Origin of the sequence: Microbacterium luteolum (genome assembly GCF_039533965.1) — a bacterium.
Lineage (GTDB): Bacteria > Actinomycetota > Actinomycetes > Actinomycetales > Microbacteriaceae > Microbacterium > Microbacterium luteolum.
The window spans coordinates 256,212-271,365 of the sequence record NZ_BAAAUN010000002.1; the positions used below are offsets into that span (position 1 = coordinate 256,212).

Annotated in this window: 13 protein-coding genes and 1 riboswitch; all 13 genes read left to right on the top strand. The window is 70.0% G+C overall.

Going from position 1 to position 15,154, the window contains the following annotated elements; genetic code table 11:
- The first annotated feature begins 2 nt into the window (after nt 1-2).
- The 13 genes from ABD648_RS20075 (at nt 3) to ABD648_RS20135 (ending at nt 15,127) form a co-directional block, all read left to right on the top strand.
- Nucleotides 3-1,379 carry a sensor histidine kinase gene (locus ABD648_RS20075; RefSeq protein ID WP_282216686.1) on the top strand — a complete coding sequence of 459 codons (1,377 nt, stop codon included), beginning with the start codon at nt 3-5 and terminating at the stop codon, nt 1,377-1,379.
- Nucleotides 1,380-1,407: 28 nt separating this feature from the next.
- A complete protein-coding gene (locus ABD648_RS20080; protein WP_282217462.1) occupies nt 1,408-2,349 on the top strand; it encodes a TAXI family TRAP transporter solute-binding subunit in 942 nt (313 codons plus the stop codon).
- Nucleotides 2,350-2,618: 269 nt separating this feature from the next.
- On the top strand, nt 2,619-3,368 hold the full coding sequence (locus tag ABD648_RS20085) for an amino acid ABC transporter ATP-binding protein (RefSeq protein WP_425561737.1): 750 nt from the start codon (nt 2,619-2,621) through the stop codon (nt 3,366-3,368).
- A 41-nt stretch (nt 3,369-3,409) separates the two neighbouring features.
- On the top strand, nt 3,410-4,318 hold the full coding sequence (locus ABD648_RS20090; protein ID WP_282216687.1) for a glutamate ABC transporter substrate-binding protein: 909 nt from the start codon (nt 3,410-3,412) through the stop codon (nt 4,316-4,318).
- Between the two features lie 59 nt (nt 4,319-4,377).
- The gene (locus ABD648_RS20095) at nt 4,378-5,025 is read left to right on the top strand and encodes an amino acid ABC transporter permease (RefSeq protein WP_282216688.1); all 648 of its coding nucleotides are present in this window, start codon (nt 4,378-4,380) and stop codon (nt 5,023-5,025) included.
- On the top strand, nt 5,022-5,954 hold the full coding sequence (locus tag ABD648_RS20100) for an amino acid ABC transporter permease (protein ID WP_282216689.1): 933 nt from the start codon (nt 5,022-5,024) through the stop codon (nt 5,952-5,954). Before ABD648_RS20095 ends, ABD648_RS20100 begins: the two co-directional genes overlap by 4 nt.
- 41 nt (nt 5,955-5,995) lie before the next feature.
- Nucleotides 5,996-6,631, top strand: coding sequence for a hypothetical protein (locus ABD648_RS20105; RefSeq protein ID WP_282216690.1), 636 nt, complete (start codon nt 5,996-5,998; stop codon nt 6,629-6,631).
- 51 nt (nt 6,632-6,682) lie between these two features.
- The gene (gene pheS / locus ABD648_RS20110; protein ID WP_282216691.1) at nt 6,683-7,723 is read left to right on the top strand and encodes a phenylalanine--tRNA ligase subunit alpha; all 1,041 of its coding nucleotides are present in this window, start codon (nt 6,683-6,685) and stop codon (nt 7,721-7,723) included.
- The gene (pheT, locus tag ABD648_RS20115; protein WP_282216692.1) at nt 7,723-10,242 is read left to right on the top strand and encodes a phenylalanine--tRNA ligase subunit beta; all 2,520 of its coding nucleotides are present in this window, start codon (nt 7,723-7,725) and stop codon (nt 10,240-10,242) included. Before pheS ends, pheT begins: the two co-directional genes overlap by 1 nt.
- A gap of 46 nt (nt 10,243-10,288) precedes the next feature.
- Nucleotides 10,289-11,011 (top strand): ribonuclease FAU-1 family protein, encoded by a 723-nt coding sequence (locus ABD648_RS20120; RefSeq protein WP_282216693.1) that lies wholly within the window; start codon nt 10,289-10,291, stop codon nt 11,009-11,011.
- A gap of 60 nt (nt 11,012-11,071) precedes the next feature.
- Nucleotides 11,072-12,040 carry an NAD-dependent epimerase/dehydratase family protein gene (locus ABD648_RS20125; RefSeq protein ID WP_282216694.1) on the top strand — a complete coding sequence of 323 codons (969 nt, stop codon included), beginning with the start codon at nt 11,072-11,074 and terminating at the stop codon, nt 12,038-12,040.
- Nucleotides 12,041-12,046: 6 nt separating this feature from the next.
- Nucleotides 12,047-12,140: riboswitch (TPP riboswitch) on the top strand.
- Complete coding sequence (gene thiM / locus ABD648_RS20130; protein ID WP_282216695.1) at nt 12,132-12,980, top strand: hydroxyethylthiazole kinase; 849 nt, start codon at nt 12,132-12,134, stop codon at nt 12,978-12,980. (Overlaps the previous riboswitch by 9 nt.)
- A complete protein-coding gene (locus tag ABD648_RS20135) occupies nt 12,977-15,127 on the top strand; it encodes a bifunctional hydroxymethylpyrimidine kinase/phosphomethylpyrimidine kinase (protein ID WP_282216696.1) in 2,151 nt (716 codons plus the stop codon). Before thiM ends, ABD648_RS20135 begins: the two co-directional genes overlap by 4 nt.
- Nucleotides 15,128-15,154 lie beyond the last annotated feature (27 nt).

Consider the following 15,154-nt stretch of genomic DNA (forward strand, 5'->3'; position numbering starts at 1 on the left):
CGATGCGCCGTCGCCTGATCATCGTGTTCCTGGTGCCGCTGGTCGCGATCCTGCTCACGCTCGGCGGTGCCGCGGGATGGGGGGCCGCGCGCAGCATCCAGCAGGCGTTCTACGCCGAACAGCTCGGCGACCTCGGGTACTTCATCACGAGCGCCCGTCAGTCGCTCCGCTCCGGCAGCTCCGCGGTCGTCGATGCGGAGGTCATGAGGTTCCGGGAGGTCTACGGCATCGACGTGATGGTGTTCGACCTCGCCGGCAGTGTGTGGGCGGCAGGGGAGGACGACGGCACGGTGCTGTCCGAGGCGGACGCGGAGCGCGTGCGGCTCGCGCTGTCGGGGCGACGAGCCGAGCCCCCGGGAACGGTCTTCCCGTGGATCGTCGCCGACGCGGCGCTCGTCGAACCCGTGTTCGACGACGGCGATGTCATCGGTGCGGTGCTGGTTTCGGCCGATGTGGCCGCGCCCCGTGCGGCGATCCTCCAGCAGATCACGGTGCTGTCGGCGATCGCCGTCGCCCTGATCGCGCTCGGCGTGCTCCTGGTGTTCCGGCTCGCCCGCTGGGTGCTCTCGCCGGTGCGGCGGCTCGACGAGGCGATGGTGGCCATCGAGCGCGGGGAGATGGACACCCGCGTCGCGGAGGACACGGGGCCGCCGGAGCTGCGCCGCATGACGCGGGTCTTCAACGGCATGGCCGATGAGATCGAGCGGGTGATGACGCGACAGCAGGAGTTCGCGCTGAACGCCTCGCATGAGCTGAGGAATCCGCTCAACGCGCTGCTCCTGCGTGTCGAGCACCTCGCCACCGGCCTCGGCGACGAGTGGCGCGAAGATGTCGAGGAGACCAGAGAAGAGGGGCGCCGGATGGCCCGCATCCTCGAGACCCTCCTGGGTCTCGCGCGCGGCGGGCGCAGCGATTCCACGATCTCCGCGGTCGACCTCGCGACGCTGGCCGCCCGACGCGCAGACGCCTGGCGCGACGTCGCCGGTCAGCAGGGGATCGCTCTCCGCCGGGTCGGCGAGGGCTCGGTCATGAGCGTCACCGACCGGACGATCGTGGAGAGCGCCCTGGATGCGGTCATCGACAACGCCGTGAAGTTCTCGCCGCCCGGCTCCACCGTCGAGGTCGGAGCGGCGCGCGATGGCGACGTGTGCCGGATCACGGTGCGCGACCAGGGGCCCGGTCTGACCGATGAGCAGGCGGCATCGGCGGCCGAGAGGTTCTGGCGCAGCGACGACAGCAGGAGCACGCCCGGCTCCGGACTGGGACTCGCGATCGCGACCGACCTGCTGGCGTCGGTGGGTGGGGAGCTGGCCGTGTCGTCAGCCGAGGGCGACGGACTCACCGTGTCGCTGCTGATCCGCGACGGAGCGACCTCGTGACCGCCCTGCGTCGCCGCATCGTCGCCGCATCGTCGCCGCCTTCGCTGCGCTCGTGCTGCTCGGCGCGATGGCGGGATGCACGTCGCGTGCGAGCGAATGGACCGGCGAGGAGTACACGATCGCGGGCGGCGGGTCCACGGGCGTCTACTTCGACTACGGCGGCCACCTCGCCGACGAGCTGTCGCGGTCCCTGGACATCCGGATGTCGGTCGACGAGACCGCCGGATCCGTCGACAATCTGCTGCGCGTGAGCGCGGGGGACGCACTGATCGGCTTCGCGCAGGGCGATGCGGCGGCCGATGCCGTGGCCGGTGCCGGGGCATTCCCCGAGCCCCTGGCCATCGAGGCCGTCGCTCGGCTGTACGACGAGTACCTGCACGTCGTCGTGCGCGGAGACTCCGAGATCGAGGGCATCGCCGATCTCGCCGGCAAGGACGTCTCCCTCGGAGCGGAGAACTCCGGGGTGAACGTCATCGCGAGCAGGGTGCTGGATGCCGCGGGCGTCGACGCGGCATCCGTCCGCAATGCGCAGCTCGATCTCAGCGGCTCCATCGAGGCGATGGAGCGTGGCGAGATCGACGGCTTCTTCTGGGTGGGCGGGCTGCCGACCCCGGGGATCGCGGAGCTCGCCGAGCGGATGCCGGTGCGCCTGCTCCCGATCGAGCAGGAGTGGGTCGTCGAGGTGAACGAGCAGTACTCGCATGCGTATCGTCCGGCCGACGTCCCGGAGGGCATGTACGGTCTGCGGGAGTCGGCGCCCACCATGGCGGTGCCCAACTACCTCGTCACCTCGGCATCCACGCCCGACGGCGTCGTGCGCGACGTGCTGTCCGGCCTCTTCGACGCGCGTCCGCGGATCGCGGAAGAGGTTCCGGCGGCAGCTCTGCTCGATCGGCGTCAGGCGATCTTCACCGGTCCGGTCGCGCTGCATCCGGGTGCCATCGAGTACTACCGCGACCTGCGCGATTGAGTCGTCGAGCGAGTCTCAAGAAATCCTCAAGAACTCTGACAGCGCATCGGCGCTCTGCCACTCTGAGGTCGATCGTGCACGATCGATGGTCCCGCTGCTCGCAGTCGTCGGGGGTGAAGCGCAGTGGCGAGACCTGATCCACGGCCCGCGGGGGCGGGCCGTGGATCATCCACGCAGAGACGCGCGGATGAGTGCGGTCCCGTGTCACGAACATGTAAATCTCGGCCCCGTTCCTGGAGCCCCGCGCACGACCTGGCTAGTTTGGAGAAATGATGACCTCTGATACACCCCTCGTCGTGGTCGACAACGTTCAGAAGCACTACGGCGACTTCCAGGCGCTGACCGATATCGACCTGACCGTGAACTCGGGCGAGGTCGTCGTGGTGATCGGCCCCTCCGGTTCCGGCAAGTCGACGCTGTGCCGCACGATCAACCGGCTCGAGACGATCACGAGCGGCAGCATCAGCATCGACGGCAAGGCGCTTCCCGCCGAAGGCAAGGGGCTCGCACACCTCCGCGCCGACGTCGGCATGGTGTTCCAGTCGTTCAACCTCTTCGCCCACCTCACGATCCTCGAGAACATCACCCTCGGCCCGATCAAGGTGCGCGGGCTCAAGAAGGCGGAGGCCGAGAAGGAGGCGATGGTCCTGCTCGAGCGCGTCGGCGTGGCGCAACAGGCTTCGAAGCTCCCCGCGCAGCTCTCGGGCGGCCAGCAGCAGCGCGTGGCGATCGCCCGCGCTCTCGCGATGAAGCCCAAGGTGATGCTCTTCGACGAGCCGACGAGCGCGCTCGACCCCGAGATGATCAACGAGGTCCTCGACGTCATGGTCGGACTCGCTCAGGAGGGCATGACGATGATCGTCGTCACCCACGAGATGGGCTTCGCGCGGAAGGCCGCCGATCGCGTCGTCTTCATGGCCGACGGCCGGATCGTGGAGGAGGCGACTCCCGAGGAGTTCTTCACGAACCCGAAGAGCGATCGCGCCAAGGACTTCCTCTCGAAGCTCCTCACCCACTGACCTCACAGACCCTGCACACACAGCACACGAAGGAGACGCACATGCGACGCACACGGACACTGGCAGGCATCGGAATCGCGGCGGTGGCCCTGCTGGCGCTCACGGCCTGCAACAGCGGCAGCCCGTCCGACCCCGGCGCCGGCACCGGCGGCGAAGAGGGCGGCGAGGAGTCGACCTGGTTCGAGGTCGCCACCGACGTCGAGCTCGAAGGCAGCCCCACGTTCGATGCCATCAAGGAGCGCGACAAGGTCGTCATCGGCGTCAAGGAGGACCAGCCCGGTCTCGGGTTCCTCGATGTGACGACGAACGAGCGCACCGGCTTCGATGTCGACATCGCCCGCTGGATCGCCGCATCCCTCGGGTATGACGAGGACAAGATCGAGTTCAAGCCGATCGCCTCCGCGAACCGCGAGCAGGCGATCGTGAACGGTGACGTGGACTACTACGTCGGCACGTACTCGATCAACGACAAGCGCAAGGAGCAGATCGCCTTCGCCGGGCCGTACTTCATCACCGGACAGGGTCTGCTGGTCGCTGCCGACAACGAGGACATCAAGAGCGAGGCGGATCTCTCCGCCGACACCACGGTGTGCTCGGCGACGGGCTCGACGCCGATCCAGAACATCCGCACGAACTTCCCGGAGGTTCCCACGAAGGAGTTCGACCTGTACTCCGCGTGCGTCGAGGACCTGCTCGCCGGCACGGTCCAGGCGGTCACGACCGACCAGGCCATCCTCATCGGCTACGCCGCTCAGGATCCTGACAACCTGAAGGTCGTCGGCGAGCCGTTCACCGAGGAGCGCTACGGCGTCGGCCTCGCGAAGGACGACGCGGCCCTGCAGGAGCACATCAACAAGCTGTTCACCGACGGCGGCGACATCTGGCAGGCGATCTTCGACAAGAACCTCGGCGACTCGGGTATCGAAGTCTCCCAGCCCACCGTCGACTGATCGACTCGAGGGGGCGGTCGTGACGGCCGCCCCCTCCTCATCCTGAAGGGGAGGACGGCGTGGACGTCATCTTCGGAAACCTCGACCTGTGGGGAGAGGCGGTGAGCAACACCCTGCTGATCTTCTTCGGCGGCGGCGTTCTCGCCCTCGTCCTGGGTCTGATCGTCGGAGCGGCGCGAGTGGCCCCGGTACCGATCGCCCGCGGTGTGGGCACGCTCTACGTGAACCTCATCCGCAACACCCCGCTGACCCTCGTCTTCTTCTTCTTCATCTTCGGCTACCCCCAGCTGGGGCTGCCGAAGCTGAGCACCACGGTGCTCGGCATCCTCGCCATCGGCATCTACACGGCGACGTACGTCGCCGAGGTCATCCGCGCGGGAATCAACACGGTGCCGGTCGGTCAGGCCGAAGCGGCCCGAGCGATCGGTCTTCCCTTCGGACAGGTCATGTCGCTCGTCATCCTGCCGCAGGCCTTCCGCTCGGTCGTCCCACCGATGATGAGCGTCTTCATCGCGCTGCTGAAGAACACGACGGTCGCGGCCGGATTCTCGGTCGTCGAGCTCGGCGCCATCCGCTCCTACCTCAGCGAGCGCGGCGAGAACGCCCTCGTCGTCCTGCTCTGGGTCGCCGTCATCTTCGTCGCCCTGGTGATGCTGCTCAGCTGGCTTCAGCGCTATCTCGAGAACAAGTGGAGGATCGCGCGATGACTTCCGTCCTGTACGACGTCCCCGGGCCCAAGGCGATCCTGCGGAACCGCCTCATCGGCGTGGGCACCGTCTTGGTCGTGCTCGCCCTGCTCGCCTTCATCGGATACCGCTTCTACGAGAGCGGGCAGTTCGACGCCTCGCGTTGGTACGTCTTCACGTTCAGCGCCGTCTGGACTCAGATCTTCGGGGCGCTCGGTCGCACCCTCGCCGCGTTCGGCCTCGCTGCGATCCTCGCTCTGGCGCTCGGCTTCATCCTCGCGATCGGCCGGCTCTCCGACCGTGCGTGGATCCGCGTTCCCGTCACCGTCATCACCGAGTTCTTCCGCGCCGTGCCGGTGCTCGTGTTCATGATGCTGCTGTACTACGGCCTGCCCGTGATCGGCGTCAAGATGGAGCCGTACTGGGCTGTCGTGCTCGCGCTGATGGTCTACAACGGCTCCGTGCTCGCCGAGGTGCTCCGCGCCGGCGTGGAATCACTGCCCCGCGGCCAGGGGGAGGCCGGGTACGCGATCGGACTCCGCAAGAGCGGGGTCATGCGCCTGATCCTCATGCCGCAGGCCATCAGGGCGATGCTTCCGGTCATCGTCGCTCAGCTCGTCGTCACGCTCAAGGACACCGCGCTCGGGTTCATCATCACGTATCCCGAGCTCCTGTACTTCGCGAAGCAGCTCACGTCGCAGCAGGGTCGCCCTGTGCTGCAGTCGGCCTTCGTCATCGGTGGCATCTACATCATCATGTGCCTCATCCTCTCGGGCATCGCGAAGTGGCTGGAGATCCGCACTCGTCGGTCGCCGCGGCTGCAGGGCGGCACTCCGGTGGGCGGCGGCGACGATCCGCGTCTCCACGGCGGCGGCACCGACACCGAGCTCATCGCGATGCAGGGCGGGGCGGGTAAGTTCAACCTCGGCAGCAGTACCGGCGGCGTCTGACCTCCACGCCGCTGCCGGAAACTTCTGGCAGGCTTGTCGTCGTGCACGTCGAACCGGTCCCGACCCATCCTCCAGCGACGAGCCGGACGCTCGCGGAATGGCTGGATCCGGAACTGGCCGCGCGATACGGCGTCGAGTCCCGCACACGGTTGCGTGAGATCGCCGATGCGCGCGCGATGCGCCGCGGCATGTGGGGCGCCTTCCTGTCGCTCGGCGCATCGACCACGATCGTCGGACTCGGCATTCTCGCCCTGGGTGTGACGCCGTCCGCTTCTGTGCCGTGGGCGATCGCCGGCGTCATCGTCGCGGCTGTCGCCGCGCTGTTCCTCCGGCGCGAGCGTGGCTGGATCCCGAGACCGGGAAAGTCCTACACGACTCGTGGTGCGGGGGATCTGCGTGGCGGCGTCATCGCCGCACTGAGCCTTTTCGTCGTCTTCAACGTCTTCCTCATCCCCGCGATGATGTCGAGCGCCGACCCGGTGCCGCTCCTCGTGCTCGACGGCGGCTGTGCCCTGCTGCTCGTCTCCGGCTTCGTCGTTCCAGCGGCGATCCTCGGTCGGGGGCGGGAGGCGCTGCGGCGTCAGGTGCACCGAGATCCTCGGATCGCGGCGGCGCTCGAGGCCGAGCGTCTCACCTGGAACGCCGGTGTCGCTGTGACGATGTTCGGTCCGCTCTGACCCCGATACGGGTGAGAGACCGCGGCGCGGCCCCCGGTAGACTCGACTCTCGTGTCTGAGTCTCCTGAAATCACCCCGGAAGCGGTCGAAGCAGCCGTCGCGGCGGCCCTGACGGCGATCGCCGCGGCCGCCGATACGGCCGAGCTGAAGGCCGCCCGCGCCGCTCACGTCGCGGAAGGGTCGCCGCTCGCGGTCCTCAACGCGTCGATGCGCCAGGTCGCCCCCGAGAACAAGGCCGCATTCGGCAAGCTCGTCGGCCAGGGCCGCGGTCAGGTGACGCAGGCACTCGCCGCCAAGGAGTCCGAGCTCGCGGCCGCCGAGGTCGCCGCGCGTCTCGAGGCGGAGCGGATCGACATCACCGCCGTTCCGTCGCGCACGCGCGTCGGTGCGCGGCATCCGCTCACGCTCCTCCAGGATCAGGTGTCCGACATCTTCGTCGGCATGGGGTGGGAGATCGCGGAGGGACCCGAGCTCGAGCACGAGTGGTTCAACTTCGACGCGCTGAACTTCGACGTGGACCACCCCGCCCGCCAGGAACAGGACACGTTCTACGTCGACCCGACCTCGCGTCACCTCGTCATGCGCACGCACACGAGCCCGGTGCAGGTGCGCTCGATGCTCGACCGCGAGCTGCCGATCTACGTGCTGTGCCCCGGCCGCGTCTACCGCACCGACGAGTTCGACGCGACGCACCTTCCCGTGTTCACGCAGTTCGAGGGCCTCGTGATCGACAAGGGCATCACGATGGCGCATCTGAAGGGCACACTCGATCACTTCGCGAAGCAGCTCTTCGGGCCCGAGGCCAAGATGCGCTTCCGCACGAACTACTTCCCCTTCACCGAGCCCTCCGCCGAGCTCGACCTGTGGCATCCGACCTTCAAGGGCGGCGCGCGCTGGATCGAGTGGGGCGGCTGCGGCATGGTCAACCCGAACGTGCTCCGCGCGGCCGGGATCGATCCCGAGGTGTACAGCGGCTTCGCGTTCGGCATGGGCATCGAGCGAGGACTGATGTTCCGCAGCGATGTGCAGGACATGCGCGACATGGCCGAGGGCGATGTCCGTTTCAGCGAGCAGTACGGGATGGTGGTGTGATGCGCGTCCCGCTTTCGTGGTTGCGTGAGTACGTCGATCTGGCAGCGGATGCCACGCCGGAGGATGTCCTCGAGGCCCTGGTGACCGTCGGATTCGAAGAGGAGGACGTGCACCGCTTCGAGATCTCCGGTCCCGTCGTCGTCGGGCAGGTCGTCTCGCTCGAGGCCGAACCGCAGTCGAACGGCAAGACGATCAACTGGTGCCAGGTCGACGTGGGCGAGGCGAACGGCGGCGTCCGCGGCATCGTCTGCGGTGCGCACAACTTCGTCGCGGGTGACAAGGTCGTCGTGACGCTCCCCGGCGCCGTGCTGCCCGGTCCGTTCCCGATCGCGGCGCGCAAGACCTACGGGCACGTGTCCGACGGCATGATCGCCTCGGCGCGCGAGCTGGGCCTCGGTGACGAGCACAACGGCATCCTGGTGCTCTCGGACCTCGGCATCGACGCGCCCGTCGGCACCGACGCGATCGCGCTGCTCGGGCTCGATGACGTCGCCGTCGAGATCAACGTGACGCCCGACCGCGGCTACGCGTTCTCGCTGCGCGGCGTGGCCCGCGAGTACTCGCACGCGACCGGCGCGGACTTCCGCGACCCGGCCGAGCGCGACTTCGCCGAGCTCCAGCCCGGCGCCGGACACACGGCTATCGTCGATGACCAGGCGCCGGTGCGCGGGCGCGTCGGTGCGAGCGAGTTCGTCACGCGCGTCGTGCGCGGTGTCGATCCCTCGCGCCCGACGCCGCCGTGGATGATCGCGCGACTCAGCCTCGCCGGCATGCGCTCGCTCGGAGTGCTGATCGACATCACCAACTACGTGATGCTCGAACTCGGCCAGCCGCTGCACGGCTACGACCTCGACAAGCTCGCCGGTGGCATCACGGTCCGCCGCGCGACGCCGGGGGAGAAGATGAAGACCCTCGACGGCGTTGAGCGCGCCCTCCACGTCGAAGACCTCCTCATCACAGACGACTCCGGTCCGATCGGCCTCGCCGGCGTCATGGGCGGCGGCACGACCGAGATGAGCGAGACCACGAGCAACGTGCTCATCGAGGCGGCGATCTTCGACCCGACGACCATCGCTCGATCGGCCCGCCGGCACAAGCTGCCCAGCGAGGCGTCCAAGCGCTTCGAGCGCGGCGTCGATCCGCTCGTGCCGTTCGTCGCGGCGCGACGGGCTGCCGACCTCATGGTCGAGCTCGCCGGCGGCACGCTCACGGAAGAGGGCGGCGCGCTGTTCGCCGAGGTCTTCGTCTCGGAGATCGAGCTTCCCGCCGGATTCGTGCAGGGGCTCATCGGCGTCGACTACACCGATGCCGAGATCACCGGCGCCCTGACGACGATCGGCGCGGAGGTGTCCCCTTCGACCGGCTCAGGCACCCAGGGAGGCTGGACCGTCATCCCGCCGACCTGGCGCCCCGACCTCACCGACAAGTGGACGCTCGCCGAGGAGGTCGCCCGTATCCACGGCCTCGACCGCATCCCCTCGGTGCTGCCGACGCCGCCTTCGGGGCGAGGCCTCACCGCGCATCAGCAGGGTCGCCGTCGTGTCGCCGACGCGCTGGCGGCCGCCGGTCTCGTCGAGACGCCGGCGTTCCCCTTCACGACGGAGGCGCAGAACGACCTGCACGGCTCGGCATCCGGACAGCACCTGCCCAGCATCCGCCTGGCGAATCCGCTCGACGGTCAGTCGCCGTTCCTGCGCCGGTCGCTCATCCCCGGCCTGCTGCAGACCGCGCACCGCAACATCGCGCGCGGCCTGACCGACATCGCGATCTTCGAGACCGGTGTCGTGTTCCTCCCGGAGCCCGGCGTCGAGTACGGCACGGACGACGTGCCGCCGCTCGGTGCTCGTCCCTCCGACGAGAAGCTCGCGGAGTTGAACGCCTCGATCCCGCCGCAGCACCGGCATGTTGCAGCCCTCCTGACCGGCAACGTCTCGCCGCGTCAGCCCGGGCGGGCCGCCGAGCCGGCCGGACTCGCCGAGGCGCTGGACGCCGTGCGCGTGATCGCCGCCGCCGCCGGCGTGGAGATCGATGTCGTCCAGGCCGAGCGCGCCGCTCTGCACCCCGGTCGCACCGGTTCTCTCCGCATCGCCGACGAGACCGTCGGCTACGTGGGCGAGCTGCACCCCGCTGTGGCGGAGGACGCCGACCTGCCGGGGCGCGCGACGGTGCTCGAGCTCGACCTCGATCGCATCCTCTCCCTTGCGGGCGGACGCATCGTCGCCGAGTCGCTCTCGACGTTCACGGCGGCGACGCAGGACGTCTCGCTCACCGTCCCCGCGAATGTCGCGGCAGGCGACCTGCGCGCGGCTCTGGTCGAGGGTGCCGGCGCCCTGCTCGAATCGGTGCGACTCGTCGACGACTATCGCGGCGAGGGCGTACCCGGCGGATCGAAGAGCCTGACGTTCGCGCTGCGCTTCCGCGCCGATGATCGCACGCTCACTGCGGCGGAGGCCACCGAGGCCAAGCTCGCGGGTGTGGCGGTCGCGGCCGAGCGCTTCGGCGCCGCGCTGCGCGACTGAGCGCGGGTTCCGCCGGACAGCGGCGGCGCCGGAGTACCGTGGCGGGATGAGCATCCTCCCCCAGGGCACTCCGGCTGCCGCCCCTGACGATGCGCGACCTCTCGGGGAAGGCCCGTTCCTTCCGCCGGGTGCGCAGATCGACTGGCATTACCGCAAGCCGGGCTGGCAGCCGGGGGAGCCGTCGACCATCTCTCCGATGCGCGTGGTGCGCGACGACGAGAACGGACTGGTCGCCTGGCTCGCACCCGGCACGCTGCAGGAGTCGCAGGGTGCTCCGGACGGGCAGCGCGTGCGCACGGTGCCCCTCGCGCGCCGCTGGCTGGAGGAGCGCACCCGCATCGTCGAGGAGTGGTGGGGCAACGGCGTGCTGCGCATCGCGCCCGCCGGCCTGCCGTGGTCGGTCTGGCTGTTCTGGAGCGAGACGACAGGACCGGAGTGGACGTTCGCGGGGTGGTACGTGAACCTCGAGAACGCGCATCTGCGCACCGACCACGACACGTACTCGTCGGATCACATCCTCGACGTGGAGATCGACCCCGACGGCGTGATCCACCTCAAGGACGAGGACGAACTGGCGGCGGCGATCGAACAGGGGCGGCTCAGCCCCGAGCAGGCCGCGCAGATCGAACGCCACGCGGACGCGGCGATCGCCTCGTTCGAGGCGGCGGACTGGCCCTTCGACGCCGAGTGGCTCGGTTGGCGGCCGGATCCCTCGTGGACGATCCCGGAGCTCGCCGGACTCGGGGAGCTGCGCCGCCGAGTGACATGACCTCCCTGCTCTGAGCGGAGAGACCTTCCCTCCGGAGCGGGATGCTGGTGACATGGACCCATGACGGACGTGCTGATCCTGGGTGGGACGGGCTGGCTCTCGGGGCGGATCGCCCGACGATGGCTGGATGCCGGGGCGGCGGTCACCTGCCTCGCGCGCGGTGAGCGGGCCGCGCCCGATGGTGCGGAGCTCGTACAGGGTGATCGCGATGACCCGGAGGTCTACACCCGGCTCACCGTGCGGGACTGGGATCACGTGGTCGACATCTCCTCGAAGGCCGCGCATGTCGCCGGCGCCGTCGACGCGCTCGGCGATCGCGCCGCACGCTGGACGTACGTCTCGTCGATGTCGGTCTACGCCGACGACGAGACGGTCGGGGCGGACGAGTCCGCGCCCCGGCATCCGCCCGCCCGGCCGGGCGACGAGTACGAGTACGGCGCGCAGAAGGCCGCGGCGGAAGATGCCGTCGGGACATTGGGCGAGCGTGCGCTCGTCGTGCGGCCGGGACTCATCGTCGGCGCCGGCGACCCGAGCGACCGGTTCGGATACTGGGCGGCCGCGTTCACGAGAGCAGGCGATGAACCGGTGCTGCTGCCTGCGGTCGATGGCCGCGCGGTGCAGGTGATCGACGTCGACGACCTCGCCGCGTACGTGGTCGCCGCGACCGGGAGCGGTTCCGTCAACACGATCGGCGACGCGAACCCGCTCGGTTACGTGCTGGAGTCCGTGCGCGCGGCATCCGGACACACGGGAGATACCGTGATCGCCACCGAGGAGTGGCTGCTCGCGCAGAGCGTCGAGTACTGGATGGGGGAGCGCTCTCTGCCGCTCTGGCTCCCGGCGGAGGCGACCGGGTTCATGACTCGTTCGAACGCGAGGTTCCACGCGACCGGTGGCACGCTCCGCCCGCTCGCCGAGACCATCGCGGATGTGGTCGCCGACGAGCGGACTCGCGGGATCGACCGCATCCGCCGCGCCGGGCTCACCAGGACGGAGGAGCGCGCGCTGCTGGCCGAGCTCGGTCGCTAGACTTCGAGCAGTGACACGGGGTGCCGCATCCGCGGCTGAGAACAGACCCGTCGAACCTGATCTAGTTCGTACTAGCGAAGGGATGTCGCCCATGAGCGATCGTCTGCGTCCGGAATCCACCATCGACCTCGCGGCTTCGGCCGGGACGCTGCTGGGGGTGCTGCGCGAGGCTCCGCCGTTGACGCACTGCATCACCAACGCCGTCGTCACCGGCTTCACGGCGAACGTGCTGCTCGCCGTGGGGGCGGCACCGGCCATGGTCGACATCGTCGGAGAGTCCGGGATGTTCGCCGGGGTCGCCTCCGGCCTGCTGATCAACCTCGGCACCCCGACGCCCGAGCAGCGTGCGGCGAGTGTCGAGGCGGTCGCCGGGGCCTCGGCAGCAGGCACACCCTGGGTGCTCGACCCGGTCGCCATCGGCGCGCTGCCCGTGCGCACCGCCCTCGCGCAGGAGCTCGTCGCACAGCGTCCCACCGCGATCCGCGGCAACGCCTCGGAGATCCTCGCGCTCGCGGGCCTCAGCGCGGGCGGCCGCGGCGTGGATGCGACGGACAGCACGGATGCCGCAGCCGATGCGGCTCTGTCGCTCGCGGCGCGTTTCGGGAGTGTGGTCGCCGTCTCCGGTCCTGTCGATCTGATCACCGACGGGCAGCGCGTGCTGCGCATCGCGAACGGCGATGAGCTGCTCACCCGCGTCACGGGCGGAGGCTGCGCGCTCGGCGCGGTGATGGCCGCGTTCCTCGGAGCGGCCAGGCGTGCGGGTGTCGACGCGTTCACCGCCGTCGCCTCGGCCAGCCTCGTCTACACGATCGCGGCGGAGCAGGCCGCGCTCCGGTCGACGGGGCCGGGCAGCTTCGCCGTCGCCCTGCTCGATGCCCTCTCCGCGGTGAGCGCGGCCGATCTCGCCGCCGGCGCCCGTGTCGAGAGCGGCGCGCTGTGAACGCCGATCTCTCGCTCTATCTCGTCACGGACCCCGCGCTCTGCGGCGCACGCGGTGTCGTCGAGACGGTGCGTCAGGCGGTCGACGGAGGCGTGCGCATCGTGCAGCTGCGTGACAAGGCCGCGACCGACGCCGAGATCGTCGACCAGCTGGTCGATCTCTCCCACGCGATAGACGGTCGTGCTCTGCTCGTCGTGAACGATCGTCTGGACGCCGCGATCGCGGCCCGGGAACGCGGGGCGCGGGTGGACGGCGTGCATCTCGGACAGGGGGATGCCTCGGTGCTCCGCGCCCGTGAGGCTCTCGGCCCCGATGCGGTCATCGGGCTGACGGCGAACAGCCCGGCGCACCTCGAGGCCGTGCTCGCGCTGCCGCCCGGCACCGTCGACCACCTCGGCGTCGGGGTCATCCGTCCCACGCTCACGAAACCGGACCACCCGCCGGCTCTGGGCATCGAGGGCTTCCGGGCGTTCGCCGCCGCGAGTCCGCTGCCGTGCGTGGCGATCGGCGGCGTCGGCATCGACGACACCGAGGCTCTGCGTGAGGCGGGCGCGGCCGGCCTGGCTGTGGTGTCGGCGTTGTGCGCGGCCGACGACCCGCGTCGGGAGGCGGCGCAGTTCCGGCGACGCTGGCACGCCGGCGCCGCCCCGCGCATCCTCAGCATCGCCGGCAGTGATCCGTCGGGAGGGGCGGGGATACAGGCCGACCTCAAGTCGATCGCCGCCAACGGCGGCTACGGCATGGCCGTGATCACCGCCCTGACCGCGCAGAACACCGAGGGCGTCCGCGGCGTGCACGTGCCGCCGACCGACTTCCTGCAGGCGCAGCTGGAGGCGGTGTCGGATGACATCACGCTCGACGCGGTGAAGATCGGGATGCTGGCCGACGCCGAGGTCATCCGCACGGTGGTTGCCTGGCTCGACGTCGTGCGGCCGCCCGTCGTCGTGCTCGACCCGGTCATGGTCGCGACCTCGGGAGACCGCCTGCTCGATCCGGAGGCGGAGGGGGAGCTGCGACGACTTCTCCGTCACGCAGACCTCATCACGCCGAACCTCGCCGAGCTCGCCGTGCTGGCCGGCCGGGTCCCGACCGATTGGCCGGACGCGCTCGCCGCAGCCGAGGAACTGTCAGCCGACGTCGGAGCGATGGTACTCGTCAAGGGCGGGCACCTGCCGGGGGACGAGGCCCCGGACGCGCTGATCGACGCGCCGCGAGGGCGGCGACAGGAGTTCGCCGGCGCCCGCATCACCACGCGGAACACCCACGGCACGGGCTGCTCCCTGTCGTCCGCGCTCGCCACCCGGCTCGCGAAGGGAGAGGACGCGCCGACGGCCGTGGCCGGTGCGCGCGCCTGGCTCCGCGAGTCGCTGCGCGAAGGCGAGGCGTTGCGCGTCGGGCGAGGGCAGGGCCCGATCAGCCACTTCGCCGGCCTCTGGGCGCGCGGAGGACTGGACACTCGCCCGACAGCCGCAGTGGTCGAGGCGGACTGGTGGCGGCAGATCTCCGCGACCCGTACGGCGATCGACGAGCTGCCGTTCATCCGCGCGCTCGCGGACGGGACGCTGGCTCGGGAGCCCTTCCTGTTCTATCTCGCGCAGGACGCGCTGTATCTGCGCGACTATGCCCGCGTCCTGGCTGAGGCCGCCCGCCTGGCGTCCACCTCCGAGGAGCAGGCGTTCTGGGCGAACTCCGCGCACGGCTCCATCGTCGGAGAGCTCGAACTGCACGCCGCGTGGCTGACGCCCTCGCAGGGCGTGGGCGCGGCGACGTTCTCGGCGAGGCCGGCCCCCGCGACCACGGCCTACCTCGACCATCTGCGCTCGGTCGCGTTCGGCGGCGACTATGAAGAGCTCATCGCCGCTGTCCTCCCGTGCTTCTGGTTGTACACGGACCTCGGTCGGCGCCTCCACGCGGGAGAGTTCGGCGCGTACGCGCGCGACCCGCGGCATCCGTACGCCTCCTGGCTCGCGACGTACGCCGACGCCGCGTTCGAAGAGGCGACACGTCGGGCGATCGAGTTCGTCGCGACCGCGGCGGCGGCAGCGGAGCCCGAGAAGAGGGGACGGATGCTGCGAGCCTTCGAGGTGTCGAGCGCACACGAGCTGGCCTTCTTCGCCGCGCCGCTGGAGGGTCATCCGGTCGTGTGACGGCGTGGATTTGCGGATGCCGCGCTG